This window comes from Xanthobacter sp. NM-25, assembly GCF_022138605.1.
Classification (GTDB): Bacteria; Pseudomonadota; Alphaproteobacteria; order Rhizobiales; family Xanthobacteraceae; genus Xanthobacter.
Window position 1 is genome coordinate 627,291 of record NZ_JACBFS010000002.1, and the last position, 20,565, is coordinate 647,855.

At 67.6% G+C, this 20,565-nt stretch carries 19 protein-coding genes; 2 read left to right on the forward strand and 17 right to left on the reverse strand.

All coding sequences use genetic code 11. The annotated features are described in order from the left end of the window. Positions 1-124 precede the first annotated feature (124 nt). The 12 genes from lpdA to MEU52_RS08780 all read right to left on the reverse strand — a co-directional run bounded on the left by lpdA (position 125) and on the right by MEU52_RS08780 (position 14,867). Positions 125-1,528 (reverse strand): dihydrolipoyl dehydrogenase, encoded by a 1,404-nt coding sequence (gene lpdA / locus MEU52_RS08725; RefSeq protein ID WP_238120334.1) that lies wholly within the window; start codon positions 1,526-1,528, stop codon positions 125-127. 36 nt (positions 1,529-1,564) lie between these two features. Further along, positions 1,565-2,200 (reverse strand): LysE family translocator, encoded by a 636-nt coding sequence (locus tag MEU52_RS08730; RefSeq protein ID WP_238120882.1) that lies wholly within the window; start codon positions 2,198-2,200, stop codon positions 1,565-1,567. Positions 2,201-2,278: 78 nt separating this feature from the next. Then, positions 2,279-3,493 (reverse strand): 2-oxoglutarate dehydrogenase complex dihydrolipoyllysine-residue succinyltransferase, encoded by a 1,215-nt coding sequence (gene odhB, locus MEU52_RS08735; protein WP_238120332.1) that lies wholly within the window; start codon positions 3,491-3,493, stop codon positions 2,279-2,281. 50 nt (positions 3,494-3,543) lie between these two features. Beyond that, positions 3,544-6,498 carry a 2-oxoglutarate dehydrogenase E1 component gene (locus MEU52_RS08740; RefSeq protein WP_238120331.1) on the reverse strand — a complete coding sequence of 985 codons (2,955 nt, stop codon included), beginning with the start codon at positions 6,496-6,498 and terminating at the stop codon, positions 3,544-3,546. A gap of 507 nt (positions 6,499-7,005) precedes the next feature. Continuing rightward, entirely contained in the window at positions 7,006-7,890 is an 885-nt protein-coding gene (sucD, locus tag MEU52_RS08745; RefSeq protein ID WP_238120329.1) for a succinate--CoA ligase subunit alpha, read from the reverse strand. Then, positions 7,890-9,092, reverse strand: a complete 1,203-nt coding sequence (gene sucC / locus MEU52_RS08750; RefSeq protein WP_238120328.1) for an ADP-forming succinate--CoA ligase subunit beta — start codon at positions 9,090-9,092, stop codon at positions 7,890-7,892. Before sucC ends, sucD begins: the two co-directional genes overlap by 1 nt. A gap of 246 nt (positions 9,093-9,338) precedes the next feature. Next, positions 9,339-10,304 carry a malate dehydrogenase gene (gene mdh, locus MEU52_RS08755; protein ID WP_238120326.1) on the reverse strand — a complete coding sequence of 322 codons (966 nt, stop codon included), beginning with the start codon at positions 10,302-10,304 and terminating at the stop codon, positions 9,339-9,341. A 196-nt stretch (positions 10,305-10,500) separates the two neighbouring features. Continuing rightward, positions 10,501-11,160 carry a DUF1003 domain-containing protein gene (locus tag MEU52_RS08760; RefSeq protein ID WP_238120325.1) on the reverse strand — a complete coding sequence of 220 codons (660 nt, stop codon included), beginning with the start codon at positions 11,158-11,160 and terminating at the stop codon, positions 10,501-10,503. A 792-nt stretch (positions 11,161-11,952) separates the two neighbouring features. Beyond that, on the reverse strand, positions 11,953-12,294 hold the full coding sequence (gene nifW / locus MEU52_RS08765; RefSeq protein WP_238120324.1) for a nitrogenase stabilizing/protective protein NifW: 342 nt from the start codon (positions 12,292-12,294) through the stop codon (positions 11,953-11,955). A gap of 48 nt (positions 12,295-12,342) precedes the next feature. Next, positions 12,343-13,125 carry a serine O-acetyltransferase gene (cysE, locus tag MEU52_RS08770; protein ID WP_238120323.1) on the reverse strand — a complete coding sequence of 261 codons (783 nt, stop codon included), beginning with the start codon at positions 13,123-13,125 and terminating at the stop codon, positions 12,343-12,345. Beyond that, positions 13,125-14,375, reverse strand: coding sequence for a homocitrate synthase (gene nifV, locus MEU52_RS08775; RefSeq protein WP_238120322.1), 1,251 nt, complete (start codon positions 14,373-14,375; stop codon positions 13,125-13,127). Before nifV ends, cysE begins: the two co-directional genes overlap by 1 nt. 186 nt (positions 14,376-14,561) lie before the next feature. After that, positions 14,562-14,867, reverse strand: a complete 306-nt coding sequence (locus MEU52_RS08780; RefSeq protein ID WP_238120321.1) for an iron-sulfur cluster assembly accessory protein — start codon at positions 14,865-14,867, stop codon at positions 14,562-14,564. 335 nt (positions 14,868-15,202) lie between these two features. On the opposite strand from MEU52_RS08780, the gene MEU52_RS08785 reads away from it, so the two are divergent. Beyond that, on the forward strand, positions 15,203-15,409 hold the full coding sequence (locus MEU52_RS08785; protein ID WP_238120320.1) for a TOBE domain-containing protein: 207 nt from the start codon (positions 15,203-15,205) through the stop codon (positions 15,407-15,409). A 97-nt stretch (positions 15,410-15,506) separates the two neighbouring features. On the opposite strand, the gene modD is transcribed toward MEU52_RS08785, so the two are convergent. The 5 genes from modD to MEU52_RS08810 form a co-directional block, all read right to left on the reverse strand. Further along, positions 15,507-16,346, reverse strand: a complete 840-nt coding sequence (modD, locus tag MEU52_RS08790) for a ModD protein (RefSeq protein ID WP_238120319.1) — start codon at positions 16,344-16,346, stop codon at positions 15,507-15,509. Positions 16,347-16,485: 139 nt separating this feature from the next. Beyond that, the gene (locus MEU52_RS08795) at positions 16,486-17,289 is read right to left on the reverse strand and encodes an ankyrin repeat domain-containing protein (RefSeq protein ID WP_238120317.1); all 804 of its coding nucleotides are present in this window, start codon (positions 17,287-17,289) and stop codon (positions 16,486-16,488) included. A 10-nt stretch (positions 17,290-17,299) separates the two neighbouring features. Further along, positions 17,300-18,937 carry a SagB/ThcOx family dehydrogenase gene (locus tag MEU52_RS08800; RefSeq protein WP_238120316.1) on the reverse strand — a complete coding sequence of 546 codons (1,638 nt, stop codon included), beginning with the start codon at positions 18,935-18,937 and terminating at the stop codon, positions 17,300-17,302. An 11-nt stretch (positions 18,938-18,948) separates the two neighbouring features. Beyond that, positions 18,949-19,380 (reverse strand): ArsC/Spx/MgsR family protein, encoded by a 432-nt coding sequence (locus MEU52_RS08805; protein WP_238120315.1) that lies wholly within the window; start codon positions 19,378-19,380, stop codon positions 18,949-18,951. 9 nt (positions 19,381-19,389) lie between these two features. Continuing rightward, complete coding sequence (locus tag MEU52_RS08810; protein WP_238120314.1) at positions 19,390-19,824, reverse strand: response regulator; 435 nt, start codon at positions 19,822-19,824, stop codon at positions 19,390-19,392. A 536-nt stretch (positions 19,825-20,360) separates the two neighbouring features. Between MEU52_RS08810 and MEU52_RS08815 the strand changes: the two genes are divergently transcribed. After that, the coding region (locus MEU52_RS08815) for an AAA family ATPase (RefSeq protein ID WP_238120313.1) at positions 20,361-20,565 on the forward strand (205 nt) is incomplete at its 3' end.

Genomic DNA, 20,565 nt, shown 5'->3' on the forward strand with positions numbered 1-20,565 from the left:
GACAGACCGTCCCGAGGGGTCTTTTTTTTGCGCCTGGACCAGCGGAAACACGAACGGGCCGGCGGGGGTGCCCCCGCCGGCCCGTGTGCATGGGTGATACGAAAGGGTCGCCGCAGCGACGGCCTCACATGTGGATAGCGCGCTTTTCCACCGCCATGGCCGCTTCCTTCACCGCTTCCGAGCGGGTGGGGTGGGCATGGCAGGTGCGGGCGAGATCCTCGGACGAGCCGCCGAACTCCATCAGCACCGCGCATTCGTGGATCATCTCGCCGGCCTCGGGGCCGATGATGTGGGCGCCGAGCACCTTGTCGGTGGCGGCATCCGCCAGGATCTTCACGAATCCGTCGGTGGTGTTGTTCACCTTGGTGCGGCCGTTGGCGGTGAAGGGGAACTTGCCCACCTTGTAGGCCACGCCCGCCGCCTTCAGCTCGTCCTCGGTCTTGCCCACCGAAGCGACCTCCGGGAAGGTGTAGACCACGCCGGGGATGACGTCATAATTCACATGACCGGCCTTGCCGGCCAGCAGCTCGGCCAGGGCCACGCCCTCATCCTCGGCCTTGTGGGCCAGCATGGGGCCGACGATGGCGTCACCGATGGCATAGATGCCCGGCACGCTGGTAGCGAAATGACCGTCGGTGACCACGCGGCCGCGCGGATCCTTGGCCACACCCACCTCTTCGAGGCCGAGGCCGGTGGTGTAGGGCACGCGGCCGATGGCCACCAGCACCACATCCGCCTCCAGCACCTCGGCGGCGCCGCCGGCGGCCGGTTCCACCGACACCTTCAGGCTCTTGCCCTTGGTGTCGACGCCGGTGACCTTGGTGCCGAGCTTGAAGGCGAAGCCCTGCTTTTCCAGGATGCGCTGGAAGGAGCGGGCCACCTCGCTGTCCATGCCGGGCAGAATGCGGTCCAGGAATTCCACCACGGTGACCTGGGCGCCGAGGCGACGCCACACGGAGCCGAGCTCCAGGCCGATGACGCCGGCACCCACCACCACCAGCTTGCCCGGCACCTTGGGCAGGGCCAGCGCGCCGGTGGAGGAGACGATGCGCTCCTCGTCGATGGTCACACCCGGCAGCGGCGCCACGTCCGAGCCGGTGGCGATGACGATGGACTTGGTCTCCAGCGTCTCCACCTTGCCGTCGGCGTTGAGGGTGACTTCCACCTTGCCGGGAGCGAGGATCTTGCCGACGCCCATATAGACGTCGACCTTGTTCTTCTTGAGCAGGAACTCGACGCCCTTCACGTTGCCGTCGACACCCTTGTCCTTGAACGCCAGCATGGCCTTCAGGTCGAGCTTGGGCGCGGGAACGCCGATGCCCATCTCGCCGAACTTGTGGCCGGCTTCCTCGAACAGCTCGGAGGCATACAGCAGCGCCTTGGAGGGGATGCAGCCCACGTTCAGGCAGGTGCCACCATGGGTGCCGCGCTTCTCCACCACAGCCACCTTCAGGCCAAGCTGCGCCGCGCGGATGGCGCAGACATAACCACCCGGGCCGGTGCCGATGATGGTGAGATCGTAGGACATGGGAATTCCCTTGAGATTGGAAGGCCGTGGCGCCGCTCAGGGCACCGTCGCGGCCTTCTGCAGAGCGATGCGGATGCCGAGGCCGATGAGCAGCGCGCCGGTGATGCGGTTGAAACCGCGCCCCAGACGCGCCAAGCCGTCGCGGACGGCCCGGCCGGTGAAGAACAAGGTCACGACCGCGAACCAGGACACCAGGAGAGCGGCCATGGAGAGGGCATAGAGGCCCTGAACGGCGAGCGGCGTGGCGGCGCTCACGAGGGTGCTGAACAGGGACAGGAAGAACAGCACCGCCTTCGGATTGAGCGCGTTGGTCAAAAAGCCGAGGGCGAAGCTGCGGCGGGCGGAGACCGGCGTGCGCGGCGCATCGAGCGGTTCCGCCTGCACCGCCGGCGCGCTCCAGGTCTTCAGCCCCACATAGACGAGATAGGCGCAGCCGGCCCACTTCAGCACGGTGAAGGCCAGAAGCGAGTGGGCCACAAGGAAACCGAGACCGGCCAGGGTGTAGCTGGCATGGAACAGCAGCGCCGTGCCCACCCCGAGGCTGGTGAACAGGCCGGCGCGGCGCCCGTGCACCACGCTCTGGCGCACCACCATGGCGAAATCCGGCCCCGGGGCCACGGCCGCCAGGCCGAACACCGCCATCAGCGTCAGATATTCGGACAGGTGGTTCACCATCCCGGCCCCCTCAAGGCACCCTGTCGCCCGGAGGCGCCGCGATGGGCGCCCCCGGGCGGCTCAGGTTCGCCGCAATCACAGGTCCAGCACGAGCCGCGCCGGATCCTCCAGGGTCTCCTTCACCCGCACCAGGAAGGTCACCGCCTCGCGGCCGTCGACGATCCGGTGATCGTAGGAGAGGGCGAGATACATCATCGGCTTGATGACGATCTGGCCCTTCACCACCACCGGGCGCTCCTCGATGCGGTGCATGCCGAGAATGCCCGACTGCGGCGCGTTGAGGATGGGGGTGGACATCAGCGAGCCATAGATGCCGCCGTTGGTGATGGTGAAGGTGCCGCCCTGCATGTCCTCGATGCCGAGCTTGCCGTCACGCGCCTTGCGGCCATAGCCGGCGATCTGCTTCTCGATGTCGGAGATGGAGAGCAGGTCCGCGTCGCGCACCACCGGAACCACGAGGCCCTTCTCGGTGCCGACGGCGATGCCGATGTTGTAGTAGTTCTTGTAGATGATGTCGGTGCCGTCGATCTCGGCGTTCACCGCCGGCAGGTCCTTCAGGGCCGCGATCACGGCCTTGGTGAAGAAGCCCATGAAGCCGAGCTTGGTGCCGTGCTTCTTCTCGAAGGCGTCCTTGTACTGGGCGCGCAGGCTCATCACGCCGGACATGTCCACGTCGTTGAACGTGGTGAGCATGGCGGCGGTGTTCTGGGCGTCCTTCAGGCGGCGGGCGATGGTCTGCCGCAGCTTGGTCATCTTCACCCGCTCCTCGCGGGCGGCATCCACCGGGGCCGAGGCGGCACGCGGGGCCGCCACCGGCGCGGCAGGCACGCCGGCAGCCACCGCCGCCAGCATGTCACCCTTGGTCACGCGGCCATCCTTGCCGGAGCCGGCGACCGCGGCCGGGTTGAGGCCGGTCTCGGCGGCGATGCGCGCCACCGCCGGGCCGTTGGAGCCGGCAGCCACGGCTGCGGCGGGCGCCGCTGCGGGAGCCGGGGCCGGAGCAGCGGCGGGGGCCGGGGCAGCGGCGGCGGGAGCCGCGGCGGCGGCGCCGGCACCCTCGCCGATGGAGCCGAGCAGCGCGCCCACCCCCACGGTGTCACCATCCTTGGCGATGATCTCGGCGAGCACGCCGGAGGTCGGCGCCGGCACCTCGACGGTGACCTTGTCGGTCTCCAGCTCCACCAGGGGCTCGTCCACCTTGACGGCGTCGCCGGGCTTCTTGAACCACTTGCCGATGGTCGCTTCCGTCACGGATTCGCCCAGGGTAGGTACGCGGATCTCGGTAGCCATGGGGGTCGTCTTCTTTCTTTAAAGTCGGATCATTGAAACGCGGGCGGGGCTCAGCCCAGGCATTCGTCGAGGAAGGCCTTGAGCTGGGCGAGGTGCTTGGACATGAGGCCGGTGGCGGTGGCGGCCGACGCCGGACGGCCGGCATAACGCGGCCGCTTGGCCACGCCGCCCACCTGCTCCAGCACCCATTCCAGGTACGGCTGCACGAAGGCCCAGGAACCCTGGTTCTTCGGCTCTTCCTGGCACCACACCACCTCGGCGTTCTTGAAGCGCGACAGCTCCTGCACCAGGGTCTTGAGCGGGAACGGATAGAGCTGCTCCACGCGCAGCAGGTAGACGTCGTTGACGCCCCGCTTCTCGCGCTCCTCCAGGAGGTCGTAATAGACCTTGCCGGCGGAGAGCACGACGCGGCGGATCTTCTCGTCCGGCACCAGGGTGACGCCGGCCACGTCCGGATGGGACTGGGCATCGTCCCACAGCACCCGGTGGAAGGTGCTGCCGGCCGCCATGTCCTCCAGGCGCGACACCGCCTTCTTGTGACGCAGCAGGGACTTGGGCGTCATCAGGATGAGCGGCTTGCGGAACTCGCGGTTCAGCTGCCGGCGCAGGATGTGGAAGTAGTTGGCCGGGGTGGTGACATTGGCCACCTGCATGTTGTCCTCGGCGCACAGCTGCAGATAGCGCTCCAGGCGGGCCGAGGAATGCTCGGGACCCTGGCCCTCATAGCCGTGCGGCAGCAGGCACACGAGGCCGCTCATGCGCAGCCACTTGCGCTCGCCCGAGGAGATGAACTGGTCGAACACCACCTGGGCGCCGTTGGCGAAGTCGCCGAACTGCGCCTCCCACAGCACCAGCGTGTTGGGCTCGGACAGCGAGTAGCCATACTCGAAGCCCAGCACCGCCTCTTCCGAGAGCATCGAGTTGATGACCTCGTACTTGGCCTGGGTGTCGGTCAGGTGGTTGAACGGCTTGTAGCGCGCCTCGGTCTCCTGGTCGAGCAGCACCGAATGGCGCTGGGAGAAGGTGCCGCGCTCCACGTCCTGGCCGGAGAGGCGGACCGGGTGGCCCTCCTCCAGCAGCGAGCAGAACGCCAGCGCCTCGCCGGTCGCCCAATCGATGCCCTGCCCTTCGGCGATGGCCTTCTTGCGGTTGTCGAGGAAGCGCTGGATGGTGCGGTGGACCTTGAAGCCCTCCGGCACGGTGGTGATCTTCTCGCCGATGACCTTGAGCTGGTCCAGGGGCACGCCAGTGTTGCCACGGCGCGGATCATCATCGTCCCGCGCGGCCTTCAGGCCGGCCCAGCGGCCGTCCAGCCAGTCCGCCTTGTTGGGCTTGTAGGCCTGGCCGGCCTCATATTCGGCCTCCAGGCGCTCGCGCCAGGCGTTGCGCATGGTGTCCACCTCACCGGCAGTCACCACGCCCTCGGCCTCCAGCTTCTTGGTGTACAGCTCCAGCACCGTGGGGTGCTGGCGGATCACCTTGTACATCTTCGGCTGGGTGAAGGACGGCTCGTCGCCCTCGTTGTGGCCGAACCGGCGGTAGCAGAACATGTCGATGACCACCGGCTTGTGGAAGCGCTGGCGGAACTCGATGGCCACCTTGGCGCAGAACACCACGGATTCGGGGTCGTCGCCGTTGCAGTGCAGGATCGGCGCCTCGATCATCTTCGCCACATCCGACGGATAGGGCGAGGAACGCGAATAACGCGGATTGGTGGTGAAGCCGATCTGGTTGTTGATGATGAAATGCAGCGAGCCGCCGGTGCGGTGCCCCTTCAGGCCCGACAGACCAAGGCACTCGGCCACCACGCCCTGGCCGGCGAAGGCGGCATCGCCGTGCAGGATGAGCGGCAGCACCTTCACCCGCTCGGTGTCCTCGAACTGGTCCTGCTTGGCGCGCACCTTGCCGAGCACCACCGGATCCACGATCTCGAGATGCGAGGGGTTGGCGGTCAGCGACAGGTGGACCTTGTTGTTGTCGAACTCGCGGTCGGACGACGCACCCAGGTGGTACTTCACGTCACCCGAGCCTTCCACGTCGTCGGGGGCCCAGGAGCCGCCCTTGAACTCGTGGAACAGCGCCCGGTGCGGCTTGCCCATCACCTGGGTCAGCACGTTCAGACGGCCACGGTGGGCCATGCCGAACACGATCTCCTTGAGACCGAGATTGCCGCCGCGCTTGATGATCTGCTCCAGCGCCGGGATCAGGCTCTCGCCGCCGTCGAGGCCGAAGCGCTTGGTGCCGGTGTACTTCACATCGAGGAACTTCTCGAAGCCCTCGGCCTCCACCAGCTTGTTGAGGATGGCGCGCTTGCCCTCGCGGGTGAAGGTGACCTCCTTGTCCGGCCCCTCGATGCGCTCCTGGATCCAGGCCTTCTCCTCGGGCGAGGAGATGTGCATGAACTCGACGCCCACATCCGAGCAATAGGTGCGGCGCAGAATGGCCAGCATCTCGCGCACGGTGGCGAATTCCAGGCCCAGCACGTGGTCGATGAAGATCTTGCGGTCGAGATCGGCCTCATAGAAGCCGTAGGAGACCGGATCGAGCTCCGGCGCGTCCTTGGGCGGGGTCAGGCCCAGCGGATCGAGATTGGCATGCAGATGGCCGCGCATGCGATAGGCGCGGATCATCATGAGCGCCTTCACGGAATCGCGGCTGGCCTGCTGCACGTCGGCGGCGGGCAGCTCGACGCCGGCCTTCTGGGCCTTCGCCTTCACCTTGTCGGCGACAGCCTTCTCCACCTCGATCCACTGGCCATCCATGGCGGACACCAGCTCGCCATTGGCGTGCACCGGCCAGTTGGGCTTCTTCCAGGAGGCGCCGCGGGCGTTCTCCAGCACCTGGTTCGGATCATCCTTCAGGGCCGCGAAGAAGGCCTGCCACTCGGCATCCACCGAGCTCGGATCCTTCTCATAGCGGGCATAGAGATCCTCGATCCAGGCGGCATTGGCGCCATAGAGGAAGGAGGTGTTCAGGAAAAGGTCGTTCTGTTCCGCGCGCGACATGGGTGTCTTCCCGGATAACCTCGGGCCTCGCCCTCCTTGTGCGCCTTTCGCACAGAAAACCAAGCCCAAAGCCGTGTTGTCTGCCACAAACCGACGGAACGACCAAAGCCGAGCCGCCTTTTCACCCCAGCCCGGCTCGTGGCAGCCGTGGGCCGAGGCACTCGTGTGCCCTACATAGTCCCGTCAGGCCAACGGAAAAAGCCTGCCTGACGCGCGTCAATCGCATGGCCGCTCCGCCCTCGCCTGCGATCGCGGCGAAATCAGGACCGGCACCCACCTCGCTGCCACCGACCACGCGCCGTCCCTCGAGGTCCAGCCTCAAGGTCCGCCCCCCGCGCGCGGACCGAGACGGCCCCGCTGCGCCATTCGCGGGTCGGGCATGGCAGCGGCACATCGACCGCTCGGGGCCGGTGCGTCCAAAAGCTCTTGCCCGCTCTCCACAGCCGCCGCTGTGGCAGAACCCGGCGGCGCGGCGCCGCCGGGTTCGCTGGTGTCACGAACGCGCGATCAGCCCTTCAGCACGTCCACCAGGGTCTTGCCGAGGCGCGCCGGCGAGGGCGACACGCGGATGCCCGCCGCCTCCATGGCCGCGATCTTGTCCTCGGCGCCGCCCTTGCCACCGGAGATGATGGCGCCAGCATGGCCCATGCGACGGCCGGGAGGGGCCGTGCGGCCGGCGATGAAGCCGACCATCGGCTTCTTGCGGCCCTTCTTCGCCTCGTCGGCGATGAACTGGGCAGCCTCTTCCTCGGCCGAGCCGCCGATTTCGCCGATCATGATGATCGACGTGGTCTTGGGATCGGCCAGGAACATCTCCAGGACGTCGATGAACTCGGTGCCCTTCACCGGGTCGCCGCCGATGCCCACCGCCGAGGTCTGGCCGAGGCCTTCCATGGTGGTCTGGAACACCGCTTCATAGGTCAGCGTGCCGGAGCGCGAGACCACGCCCACCGAGCCGGGCTTGAAGATGTTGGCCGGCATGATACCGATCTTCGATTCGCCGGCGGTGACGATGCCCGGGCAGTTGGGGCCGATGAGGCGGCTCTTGGAGCCGGACAGCGCCCGCTTCACCTTCACCATGTCCATCACCGGAATACCCTCGGTGATGCAGACGATGAGGGGGATCTCGGCGTCGACCGCCTCCAGGATAGCGTCAGCGGCGCCGGGCGGCGGCACGTAGATCACCGAGGCGTCGGCACCGGTCTTCTCCTTGGCTTCCAGCACGGTGTCGAACACCGGCAGGCCGAGGTGGGTGGAGCCCCCCTTGCCGGGCGAGGTGCCGCCGACCATCTTGGTGCCGTACATGATGGCCTGCTCGGCGTGGAACGTACCGTTCTTGCCGGTGAAGCCCTGGGTGATGACCTTGGTGTTGGCGTCGATCAGCACGGACATCACGCAGCATCCTTCTTCACAGCGGCCACGATCTTCTGCGCGGCGTCGTCCAGGTCGTCGGCAGGGATCACGTTCAGGCCGCTCTCGCGGATGATCTTCTTGCCCTCTTCCACGTTGGTGCCTTCCAGGCGCACCACCAGCGGCACCTTGAGGCCCACCGCCTTCACCGCGGCCAGCACACCATTGGCGATCACGTCGCACTTCATGATGCCGCCGAAGATGTTCACCAGGATGCCCTTCACGTTCGGGTCCGCGGTGATGATCTTGAAGGCCGCCGTCACCTTCTCCTCGTTGGCGCCGCCGCCCACGTCCAGGAAGTTGGCGGGCTCTTCGCCATAGAGCTTGATGATGTCCAGGGTCGCCATGGCGAGGCCGGCGCCGTTCACCATGCAGCCGATGGTGCCGTCGAGGGCGATGTAGGCCAGGTCGTACTTGGAGGCCTCGATCTCCTTCTCGTCCTCTTCCGTCAGGTCGCGCAGCTCGGCGAGCTCGGGATGACGGAACATGGCGTTGGAGTCGAACGACACCTTGGCGTCGAGCACCTTCAGCTGGCCGTCCTTGGTGACGATCAGCGGGTTGATCTCGAGCATGGCCATGTCGGTTTCGGTGAAGGCGGTGTAGAGCACCTGCACCAGCTTGCCCGCCTGCTTGGCGAGGTCACCGGAAAGGCCGAGGGCCTGGGCCACCTTGCGGCCATGGAAGCCCTGCACGCCGGTGGCCGGATCCACCGAGAAGGTCAGGATCTTCTCAGGGCTCTTGTGAGCCACTTCCTCGATCTCCATGCCGCCCTCGGTGGACACCACGAAGGCAACGCGCGAGGTGGCGCGGTCCACCAGCAGCGACAGGTAGAATTCCTTCTCGATGTCGGAGCCGTCCTCGATATAGAGGCGGTTCACCTGCTTGCCGGCCGGGCCGGTCTGCACGGTGACGAGGGTGTTGCCGAGCATCTGCTCGACGAACTGCTTGACCTCCTCAACCGACTTGGCGAGGCGCACGCCGCCCTTCTCGCCGGCTGCCGGCTCCTTGAACTTGCCCTTGCCACGGCCACCGGCGTGGATCTGGGACTTGACGACCCACAGCGGACCGCCCAGCTCCTTGGCCGCCGCTTCCGCGTCCTCGACCTTGAGCACGGGCACACCGCGCGACACCGGCGCGCCGAAGGTCTTCAGCAGCGCCTTGGCCTGGTACTCGTGAATATTCATCTCTTCGTCCCCTAAGGGTTGCGAAGTGCCCCTTCCCCCCTGAACCGGCTTCGACCGCTCCGAACCGAACCCGTGGCGGGAGCGGGCGCTGGCCGACCTCCGTGGCAGTGTGGGAGATGCCCCATCCGGGTGCGGCCCGGCCTGATGACACCCCCCGAGGAGGGGAACATTCGTCTCCTTCACCTCGCCGGCGCGACGACCGGCACGATGGCAGCCTTTCCGAGGAAACGCCGCCGTTCAGCGAGATCACTTCCCGAGATCGGGTGCGATCTTCACACAGGCCTCCACCAGCCCTTCGACCGATGCGACCGATTTTTCAAACATGGCGCGCTCCGCATGGTCGAGCTCCACCTCGACGATGCGTTCCACCCCCCGCGCCCCGATGATGACCGGGACCCCCACATAAATGTCTTTCAGGCCATATTCGCCCTCGAGATAGGCCGCCGCCGGCAGCAGCCGCTTCTTGTCCTTGAGATAGCTCTCGGCCATGGCGATGGCCGAGGCGGCCGGCGCGTAGAAGGCCGAGCCGGTCTTCAGCAGCTCGACGATCTCGGCCCCGCCATTGCGGGTGCGCTCGACGATCGCGGCAACGCGCTCGGCGCTGGTCCAGCCCATGCGGATGAGATCGGGAACCGGAATGCCGCCCACCGCCGAATAGCGCACCAGCGGCACCATGGTGTCGCCGTGGCCGCCCAGCACGAAGGCCGTGACATCCTCCACCGACACCGCGAACTCGTCGGCCAGGAAATAGCGGAAGCGGGCCGAATCCAGCACCCCGGCCATGCCCACCACCTTGGCCGGCGGCAGGCCGCTGGAGCGCTGCAGCGCCCACACCATGGCATCGAGCGGATTGGTGATGCAGATGACGAAGGCTTCCGGCGCGTACTTACGTATACCAGCACCCACCTGCTCCATCACCTTGAGGTTGATGGCGAGCAGGTCGTCCCGGCTCATGCCGGGCTTGCGCGGCACGCCGGCGGTGACGATCACCACATCGGCGCCGGCGATGGCGTCATAGGTATTGGTACCGGCGAAGGCGGCGTCGAAGCCTGCGACCGGGGCCAGTTCCGCCAGGTCGAGCGCCTTGCCCTGGGGCACGCCCTCGACCACGTCGAACAGGACCACGTCGCCCAAATCCTTCAGCCCGGCCAGAAGGGCGAGGGTTCCGCCGATCTGGCCGGCCCCGATCAGGGCAATCTTGTTGCGGGCCATGCCTGTTCCCCGGAAATGAGCCTGCCGTCGAGCAGGAGCCGAGCGGCGCTTGACTACTCCCATCCGGCAAGGGGTTCAAGCCGGCGCGCTTGCACAAATAGTGGGAGACCGGCGCTTTCGCCCGTTCCTTAGCCGGATCCTGCCCCCGGCGCGGCGCCGAAGACGGTGCGGAGACACCGGAATCGGCCCAGGCGGGCTATTTCCGGCGCTCGTTCATCGCCTCCAGAAGATCGATCTGCACCTCCTGAATCTGCGCCAGCCGTTCCCATTGCTGGCCGAGCAGGTGATCGAGCTTCTCATGCAGGTGGCGGATTTCCAGCTCCGCCTTCAGATTTACCTTGAAATCGTTTTCTGCCCGCAGCCGGTCCCGCACTTCCACCCGCTTCTGGCTCATCATGATCACCGGCGCCTGCACCGCCGCCAGGCAGGAGAGGGCCAGATTGAGCAGGATGAAGGGATAGGGATCGAACTGGGCCCGGCCCGCCGCGATGAGGTTGAACAGGATCCAGATGCCGAGCACGCCGGCGAAGATGCCGATGAAGCCCCAGCTACCGCCGAACGTGGCGATGGCATCCGCCATGCGGTCGCCCAGGGTGCGCTGACGCTCGAAGCTCTTTTCCACGTCCTCCGCCAGGGTCTCGTTGGCGGCGAGGCTTTCCACCACCTCGCGCTCCAGATGGCTGAGCTCGCCACGCTCGCGCTCCAGCAGCCTGGCCACGAAGCCCGCCCGCAGCCGGCCGAGATCGGTCTTGCAGATGAAACCCTCGCTCGGCAGCTGCGGATGGCTCTCCGCGGCGAAGGCCGCCAGGGTGGGACGCAGCTCTGCCAGGGCCACGGTCTGGCCACGGGGGAACATCCGCCCGCACACCGCGCAGGCCACTTTCCGCCCACCATGCCCGGAACCCGCGCCGGTTGCGCTGCCGGCGACGCTCCCGGCGCCCGGCTTGCCCGCCTCTGATTCCCCGGAACCCTGAAGTCCCTGCGACCGGCCGGTCATCGGCTGCTCCTGTTGCCTTTCGGAGAGGGGCGACCCATGGGCCACCCATGCCGAACAACTGCGCGGAAGCGCCGCCGCAATCAAGGCCCCCAAGGGAAGGGGGCTCAAAGGAAGGGGCCCAAAGGAAGGGGCTCAAAGGAAGGGCCCAAAGGAAGGGGCCCAAAGGAAGGGCCCAAAGGAAGGGGCCCAAAGGAAGCGGCCCAAAGGAAGCGGCCCAAAAAAAGGGGCCCAAAAGAAGGGGCCCTCAAGCGACCGCTCCGAGGGAAGGAGCGCAAGGGAGCAGCGCATCGGACACCTCCGGCGCCGGCCATGGGGGCGCCGACCATGGGGACGCCGACCATGGGGACGCCGACCATGGGGGGCCGGCCATGGGGGCATCGGCGATGGGACACACGCCGCCACACGGCCACGGATCGAACGCACCAGAGGCAGCCCCCAAACGACCACAGCCGACGCGGTGCGGAAAATGCCACCACGTCGGCTGCTGTGCCGCTTCGGAAAATACCGTCCGCCCCCCGCTGCGTGGAACACGCAAGCGCCTCAAGCAAATCGGGGAACCCTGCACAATGCCATCTGAAATATGGAAAAGCGGAGGGCGGACGAGGGGCGGCAGCGCCGGAGCGCGGCCGCCGGGACGGCGTTCGCCCAGACCTAGCTGCCGGTGGTCAGCGAGGTCAGCGGCACGAACGCGGGCTTGGGGCCGGGCACCGGCTCGCGGTTTGGATCGTGCTCCTTCAGCACCTTGAACACCCGTTCCGCCATGGGATTGGACTTGATGAAGTCCTGATAGGCCTGCGCCAGCATGGATTGCGCGGCGGTGAAGATCTCTTCGTCGCTCTGCCCCTCGAAATCCGCGGAGACCAGATACTGTCCCATCCGCCGCAGGATATGCAGGCGCAGAACCTGGAGCACCTCCGGCTGATAATCCACCTGCAGCGTGGAGAAAAACTCTTCCGCGCTGGAGAGTGACTTCAAGGTTTCGAGAACCGACATTTCAACCTCCACTCCACGTGTGTCCCATCCCCGTGCCCGGCGGCCCGCTCAGGCCGCCTCGTCGGCGGTGGCGTTGCGGCCGCGCTGCATTTCGCCCTGCAGGTGAGACAGGCGCGCCTCCAGAAATTCGATGCGGTCGAGCAGCGATACGATGGCTTCCCCCACCGGATCGGGCATCAGGTGATGCTCCAGATCGATCCGCCCATCACCCAGCCGGCGGCGATCGGACAGGGGCTTCACCACCCGCCCGGGAATGCCCACCACCGTCATCGCCGGCGGCACATCGTCGATGACCACGGAATTGGCCCCCACCCGGCAGCCCGCGCCGATGGTGATGGGCCCGAGGATCTTCGCGCCGGCCCCCACCAGCACACCATCGCGCAGGGTGGGATGGCGCTTGCCGGCGGTCCATGAGGTACCGCCCAGGGTCACCCCGTGATACAGGGTCACGTCGTCGCCGATCTCGGCGGTTTCCCCCACCACCACGCCGGCGCCGTGATCGATGAAGAAGCGCCGGCCGATGGTGGCCCCGGGGTGGATGTCCACATTGGTCAGCAGCCGGCCGAGCCAGGACAGGAACCGGGCCGGGAACTTCACCCCACGGCGCCACAGCCGGCTCGCCAGCCGATGCCAGATCACCGCGTGGACGCCGGGATAGGTGAGGATGATCTCGAAGGTGTTGCGCGCGGCCGGATCCCGCGAGCGAACGCAGGCGACGTCCTCCCGGATCAGGCTCCACAGCGAAGGCCGGGTGGCGGGGGCCTCCGCGGGGCGCGCGGCCGCGGCCTCAGCTCTGCCCTTGGTGCCGGTGCGCAGGCGTCCCATGATCATCAGCAGGCTCCCATCACGCTCATATGCCGGCGACGCAGAGCGTCCTCAGCAAAGCTCTCGTCGTAGAACCGGCGCAGCGCGTCGGGCGGCACGTTCTGCTTGGTGCGGGTGGCGTAGTCCTTCACCCGCGCCAGGATCGCGCGGCCCCGCGCCTCGTCGACGCTGAGGCCCTGGTCGGACAGCGCCTTGTTCACCGCGGCAAGGCCGGAATGCTTGCCCAGCACCAGCACGTGCTTGCGGCCTAGCAGGTCGGGATTGAGCGCCTCATAGGTGGCGCGGTCCTTGAGCAGGCCCGACACGTGGATGCCGGATTCGTGGGTGAACACGTCCTCGCCGACGATCGCCTTGGTGCGCGGCATTGGCCGGCCGGCCGCGTCCATCACCCGCTGCGCCAGGGGCCGCAGGGACCGCAGGGCGATGCCGGTCTCGGCCCGAGCCGTCTGCATGAGAGCGACCGCCACCTCTTCCAGCGCCGCATTGCCGGCCCGCTCACCCAGCCCGGTGACGGTGACGCTGGCATGGCGCGCGCCGCCCATCACCGCCGCCAGGGTGTTGGCGGTGGCGAGGCCGAGGTCGTCATGGGCGTGGAACTCCACCTCCAGGTCGGTGGCATTGGCCACCCGGCGCACCAGGGCATAAGTGGAGAAGGGATCCAGAACCCCCAGCGTGTCGGCGAGGCGGATGCGGAAGGCGCCCACATCGCGGGCCGCTTCCGCCACCTGGCACAGGAAATCGGGATCGGCGCGCGAGGCGTCCTCGCACCCCACCGCGACGGTGAAGCCGATCTTGCGGGCCAGCGCCACCACGTGGCGCAGCGCCCCCAGGGCCCATTCGCGATCCTTGCCGAGCTTGCCCTGCAACTGCCGGTCGGACGTGGGAATGGACAGGTTCACGGCGGTGACCCCCGCCGCCACCGCGGCCAGAAGGTCCTCTTCGCTCATGCGGCACCAGGCGACCACCCGCATGGGCAGCTTCAGCGAGGCGATGGAGCGCAGCGTCTCGATCTCCTCATCGCCCATGGCCGGCGTGCCGGCTTCGATCTCGGGCACCCCCGCCGCCGCCAGGGCCTCGGCGATCTCGATCTTCTCCCGCCGGGTGAAGGCCACGCCGGGCGCCTGCTCGCCATCGCGCAGGGTGGTGTCGTTCAGGAACACGGTGCGGGCCGGCTTCGACCGTGCACCGGCGGCGCCACCCTCCGGTGCCGCGCGCCCGGAACGTCCCGAGACGGTCGATGGTGACTTCGCAAGCATGGGCCCCTTCCAATCTGCCAGCCCTGTGGCGATGAAAAGCACCGGCGACGATGCGTCGGTTGCGACAGCTTCAGACGAAAACCCTTGAGACAAAAACCTTTGCGACGGCTGCGCTCCCCCCACCCATGCGGCGACGGAACGCCGCGCGACGCCGGCAACCGGACAGGAGCGGGAACGCGCCGGCCATCAGCACACACCGGCGCCGCGCGCAGCGTGATCCGCCCCCACCACGAAACGGGGCACGCCCGGCGCGGTGACGAAATCGATCCGCAGCCCCTCGACAGAGCGATGGCTGACGCCATCAAGAAGAAGCCGCACGCCGGACCGCTCGAGCACCACATCGCCGTGGCGGGCCACATCGAGATGGATCATGACCGTGAGCACCGCATCGTCATCCGCATGCGCCACCAGCCGCAGGCCGTGCGCCGCCGGCCCCGCCGCGCTCATCGCCGCCCGGACCGCCAGAGCCGCATCTGTCGAAAGCGAGACCATCACGCGATCACCCCGACACCTTCAGAGGTCGCGCCGCTGCCGGCGCGTGAGGCCCCCACCGTGCGGATGGGCAACCCTTCGGCTTCTCTAAAAGCAAGCGGCGGGCCAAACAGACAACACATTGTTTTCATTCAAAAACACCCCCCTTCCGTGTCGCAAACGCGACAGGAGCAAGGGGCGGGCGGGGCTTTCGAGAGGTTCGCGACAGGGCCATTACGGCGTCGCCTCCGGAAAACTCCGCAGGCGGCGCGGCGCTGTTGCGCGTTTCAATACTGTATCCAAATAGATATAAGAAGTGACCCGACGTTGCGTCGGGGTCATTGGGGAGACCGGTTATGCAGATCAGCGCGCGCAATCAGCTGAAGGGCAAGATCGTGGAGGTCCATGAGGGCCCGATCTCTGGCACTGTCAGCATCGACATCGGCGGCGGGCACATCCTGTTTGCCCACATCACTGAACAGTCGGTCAAGGAAATGGGCCTCAAGGTCGGCGACGAGGTCACCGCCTTCATCAAGTCGTCCAACATCCTGGTCGGCAAATAAGCGTCGACAAGTGAGCGTCGACAAGTGAGCGATGGGTGGCCGGCGTCGGCTGGCCACCTGTCCCGGCCTCATCCGCGACGGGGCGCGAACCGCGCGATCACAGCGGATCGATGGTGACCTTCACATCCGCGGGCTTCGCCCAATAGGGCGCCGAGGTCACTAGAATGTGGGCGCCCGCGGCGGCATAGGCGGCTGCGTTGTGGACATTGACTCCGCCGGCCGCCGCCACCCGCGCCCCGCTGCCCACCTCCGCCACGAGCGCCACCACGGCGGCAATCTCATCGGGCGTCATCTTCTCGCACTGGAGCACATCGGGGTCCGCCGGCAGCACCGCGCGCACGGCATCAAGGCCCTTGACCTCCACCACCACCTTCTTCTCCGGCATGGCCTGCCGCAGCGCCGCGATCCGAGCCACCGGCTCGGCGAGGAAGGCGCGGTGCTCCGGAAACACCAGAAGCGTCTCGGAGAGCCCCAGCCGATGGGGGAATGCCCCGCCGGCGCGAATGGCGGCGATCATCTGCGCCTTGGCCCCCGGCAAGGTCTTGCGCGTGGTCACCACCGCCACCTGCGGGGCCACCGCCCGGGCCGCGGCGATCAGATCGGCCGTGGCGGTGGCGATGCCGGAGAGATATTCCACCAGGGTCTGCGACACCTTCCAGGCGGTGAACACGCCACCGGCCGCGCCTTCCGCAGAAAGGATGGCGCCCCCGGCGGCCACCCGCGCCCCCGACGGCGCAAGAACCGTGGCTTCAACCCCACACCGGCTGAACAGGGCCTGCGCCACCTCGGTGCCGCACACGGTGGCATCGGCCCGCATGGACATGTGCACGCGCGCCGGCGCGGCGGCGATGCCCAGGGCATCGGTGGTGAGATCGCCGTGAGGCACATCCTCGGCCAGCAGCGCATCGAGCATGGCCTCGGTCCACCATCTGTGCATCGCAATCCCCCGCCCGCAGGTGCCGCCGCTGATCATCGTTGAATACAGCTTCGCGACTATGGGGTGCGCGGACTGCGTCGTCCACCACGCGCGCCGCGGCCGATGCGCCCGCCGGGCCCACGCGAAAGGACGGCCCGGCTCAGGAGACGGTGCTGGCGCGCGGTGCGCCGGAGCGGGCGGCCCGCCGCAGCAGATCGAGGCATTCGCGGGTGGCCGCCAGATCCAGCGCGGAAAAACCATCCAGCGTTTCCGGCAGCGGGTCGGCCCCCAGCGCCAACAGGCGTTCCACCACCGGCGCCTTGCCGGCGGACGCCGCATACATCAGCGCCGTGGCGCCATTGTCGTTGCGATTGTCGATGTCGATGCCGGCGGCCGCCAGCCGATCCAGAATGCCGAGGTGGTTGCCCACGCAGGCCAGCCACAGCGCCGTGTTGCCATCGGTGTTGCGCGCATTGAGCCGGACGCCGGCGGCGATCAGCGCTTCGACGATGCCTTCCAACCCCTCGCGCGCCGCCTTCATCAGCGGCGTCATGCCATTGTCTACCGCCATATCGACGCCATCGGCGGCGAAGCCCTGCCCCACCAGCCAGGCGGCGAGGCTGGCCCCGGGCAGGGCGCTCGACACCTGCGCCTGCTCCCAGCTCGTCCACGCCTCATAGCCCCCATCGAGGCTATAGACCTCCTTGAAGCCGAAATCCGACAAGGTCTGCGCAAATTCACGGCTGGCGTGGCCGTGATAGCAATAGATGAGCACCGGCGTGGTCTTGGCAGTACCGCCGATGATCTCGGACAGGCCGGAGAAGGTGACGTGACGCGCCCGGTCCATGTGCGCCGCGCCGAAGGCGTCGGCCGCCCGCACATCGAGCAGCACGGTGCGGGCATCCTTCACCAGCGCATCCGCCTCCTTCACGCCGATGCAACGAAAAGCCGTGCGCTCCCTCATCTCAGCCTCCTCACGCCGTCCGGTCCGGATAGGCCGGAGACGACACGATGCGGGCGTCGGTCATGGGACGCCCCACGGTGAAGTGATACATGGACTGGAAGACGCGCCCCTCCAGGCCCAGAAGGCGATGCAGATCGTCGTCGAAATAGCAACCGATGCCGGTGCCGCCGAGGCCGGCCGCCGTCGCCTCCAGATAGAGGACCTGGCCGAGCAGGCCAGCCTCCCAGAACAGCTGGCGATAGCGCCACGCCCCCTCCTCCAGCGCCGTCCCGAAGGCGGCGATAAAGCCGACGGAAAAGCAGCTGTCCCCGGCAATGGCCTGATGGCAGCTCAGGGTGCGGATGACGCCGCGGCTGTCGGTGCGGGCGAGGCGATAGAGCGGCAGGTGGGCCGGGCAGCCCTCCGGCTTCGTCCACTCGAAATCATCACGCAGCGCCGCCCGCAGCGGCGCCTCCATCTCCGGCGCACGCGGCAGCGCATAGACGCCGGTGTCCACCCCCTCCACCTTGTGCACGAACAGCACCGGATGGAGGGATGGCGGGACATCCCACACATCGAACGGCACGGCCTGCGGGCGCAGCAACAGGGCATCCAGCAGCGACCAGAAGGTCGCCTGGGGCATGTGATATTTGGCGTCGAAGCGCTGAGCGCTGCGCCGGCCGCGAATGATCTCCACGACCCGCCCCGTTGCATCAGACCGGCGTGGCGGATAGGTCGGCAGCACCATCGGCGCGCGCGCGACCGACGCGCCCCGACGCACGGTGGCGCGCGCCACCTCGTCGATCACCGGCCAACGATACATGGGGTGGCGATCGAGCACATTGGCCGCCCCCACCCAGCCTTCCGCCAGGAGCGTCGGCAGCGGGACCGTGACGCCTTCACCCGGCGCCACATCCACCGCCAGCAGCAGCTCGGGCTCCTCGCGCTCGGCGCCGGCGAAATCCGCCGCCCGGTCAAGACCCAACAGGGCTGCGAGCCCGGCGCTGTCGAGGTCCTCCACCAGCCGCACCCGCCAGCCGAGGGCGGCTGCCGCATAACGGAACGCGGCCAGCGCATGCCCGGTATCGAGCTGGCAATAGCGGAAGGCCCGCTCGCCATATTTCCACGCCTCGCGCCACTGGATGGAGCTGAGTCCGATCCACAGGCCGGCCGGCGCGTCCGCCCCTGCATCCGCGCTTAGACAGCGCAGCTCCAGCGCGTGGTCGCGGCTCACATAATGATACAGCCCGTTCGCCAGCGCCGGCACATGGACCGCCAGAACATAAGCTTCGGTGGGGTGGAGGTTGCCGCTGGAAGGATTGCAGCGCACCGCCCAGCGGTCGGGCCCCAGCTCCTTCCAGGCGGACAGGCCCATGGAGAGTTCCAGCAGTGTCGCCACCGCGCCCAGAGTCAGCGGCGCCGGCGGCACGGCGCCCGGCGTCGCCAGGGCCGAGAAGGGCGTTTCGAGCCCGTCCGCCAGCAGCGGTAGCTCGGTCCGCATACAGCCGGCGAAGGTGCGGAACGGATCGGGCTGCATGTCCCAATCCAGGGTTTCCGGGCCCGCCGCATAGCGCTTCAAGCCGTGCTTGGTGCGCTCGTGATAGGCGATCGCCACATCCACCGGTGTCACGGCCGGGGCCGCCGCGACGTTCATCGCTGCGGGTGTCATGGCTGCGGGGTTCATGGCTGCGGGATCGCCGTCGGGTCGGGACAGGCCCCCTCGGTGGCGCGCGAGCAGCCTTGCGGCAGCACGCTGGCATTGTCCGCGGCCAGCAGCGACAGCACCGGCTCCCGATCGAAGCCCGCGCAGCGCGCGCCGTCCACTTCCACCAGCGGGCGGCGGATCAGGATGGGCTGCTCCACCATCAGCGCCAGCGCCGCGTCCGCTGTCATGGCGGCGGGATCCACCCCCCCGGATTTCACCGCCGGCGCCGCCGGATTGAACCAGCTCGCCACCGGCGTCGGGCCGAAGAAGGAGGCCAGACGCTCCACCGTCCACGGCTCCGCCAGGAGGCTCTTCACCTCCAGCGCGTGCCCGGCATTGGCGAGCATCAGCTTCTGCCGGGCGTTGGTGCCGCAGCCGGGCTTTTCATAAAAGATGACGCGCGCCACGCCGCACCCCTATTTCATCACCGAGAGCTGAACCAGCGGCGCGGCGCCGCCGCGGCCGAGCACCGTATCCACCTTCTTGCGCACCGCCTCCAGGGTCAGCGGCTTCACCACCGCGCCGGCGGCGCCGGCCTTCATGCCGCCCACGGCCACCGCCTCGTCCGCCTTCTCGCAGACGATGAGGATGCGCACATTGGGGAACTTCTCCTTCATCTCGGCGATGATCCCGTTGCCGCGGCTCTTGAGATAGCCCACCCCCAGCAGCACCACGTGGGGCATCAGCCAGCCGGTGCCCTTCTCATAGGCTTCCTCGGGGGTCGCCAGCTCATGGGTCTCGATCTCGTCATGCAGCATGAACTGCAGGGCAGCGCGGGTGATCTCGTCCTCGTCCACCACGAACACACGCCGCTGGTCGACCGCCTTGGAAGTCTCAACGCCGATCTGCATCTGGTCCCTCGCTTCAATCCCCCGGAAACCCTGCCGCGACCCGCAAGGCGCAGACGCCCGCCGCACGCGGCGTTCTCAGCAAAGCAAATTCCATTCCGCAGGCTGCCGCGCGCGATCGACACGGTCGTGAGGCACGCGTGATCAAGCCCGGGCGCCGCTGCGTTTGACACGTGCGCCGGATGCCCCGCTCCGCCGCACGCAGCCGACCCCGTACAACATGTTTCGATTGCGACAGACAAAGTGCTGCATGTCGGGTTCGACACACCTTGCCAAAACGGCCCTTCACCTTCGGAATTTGACGTAAATCAAGACTTTCCGGCGCCCGCTGGCGACTGGCATGGGCCTTGCTGGTTGCTTTGCGCAACAGCGAGTGAGGGCTGAGTGCACGCCTAGGCCAAGTCCAGTGATGGATCCCTGCCAGCGATGCGCTCCTTCCCGTAACCCGCGGGGCGTTTCCGACGAAAATTTGCTTTGACTTGAGAAACGGCCTCGCGCCACGCGCGCGCTGGTCTCAAATAGGTTCGAAGGAGAGCAAGATGTCTTCTCTGCGACAGATCGCGTTTTACGGCAAGGGTGGTATCGGCAAGTCCACCACCTCCCAGAACACCCTGGCTGCGCTTGCGCAGATGGGTCACAAGATCCTCATCGTGGGTTGCGACCCGAAGGCGGATTCCACCCGCCTGATCCTGCACGCCAAGGCCCAGGACACCATCCTGTCGCTGGCGGCCAACGCCGGCTCGG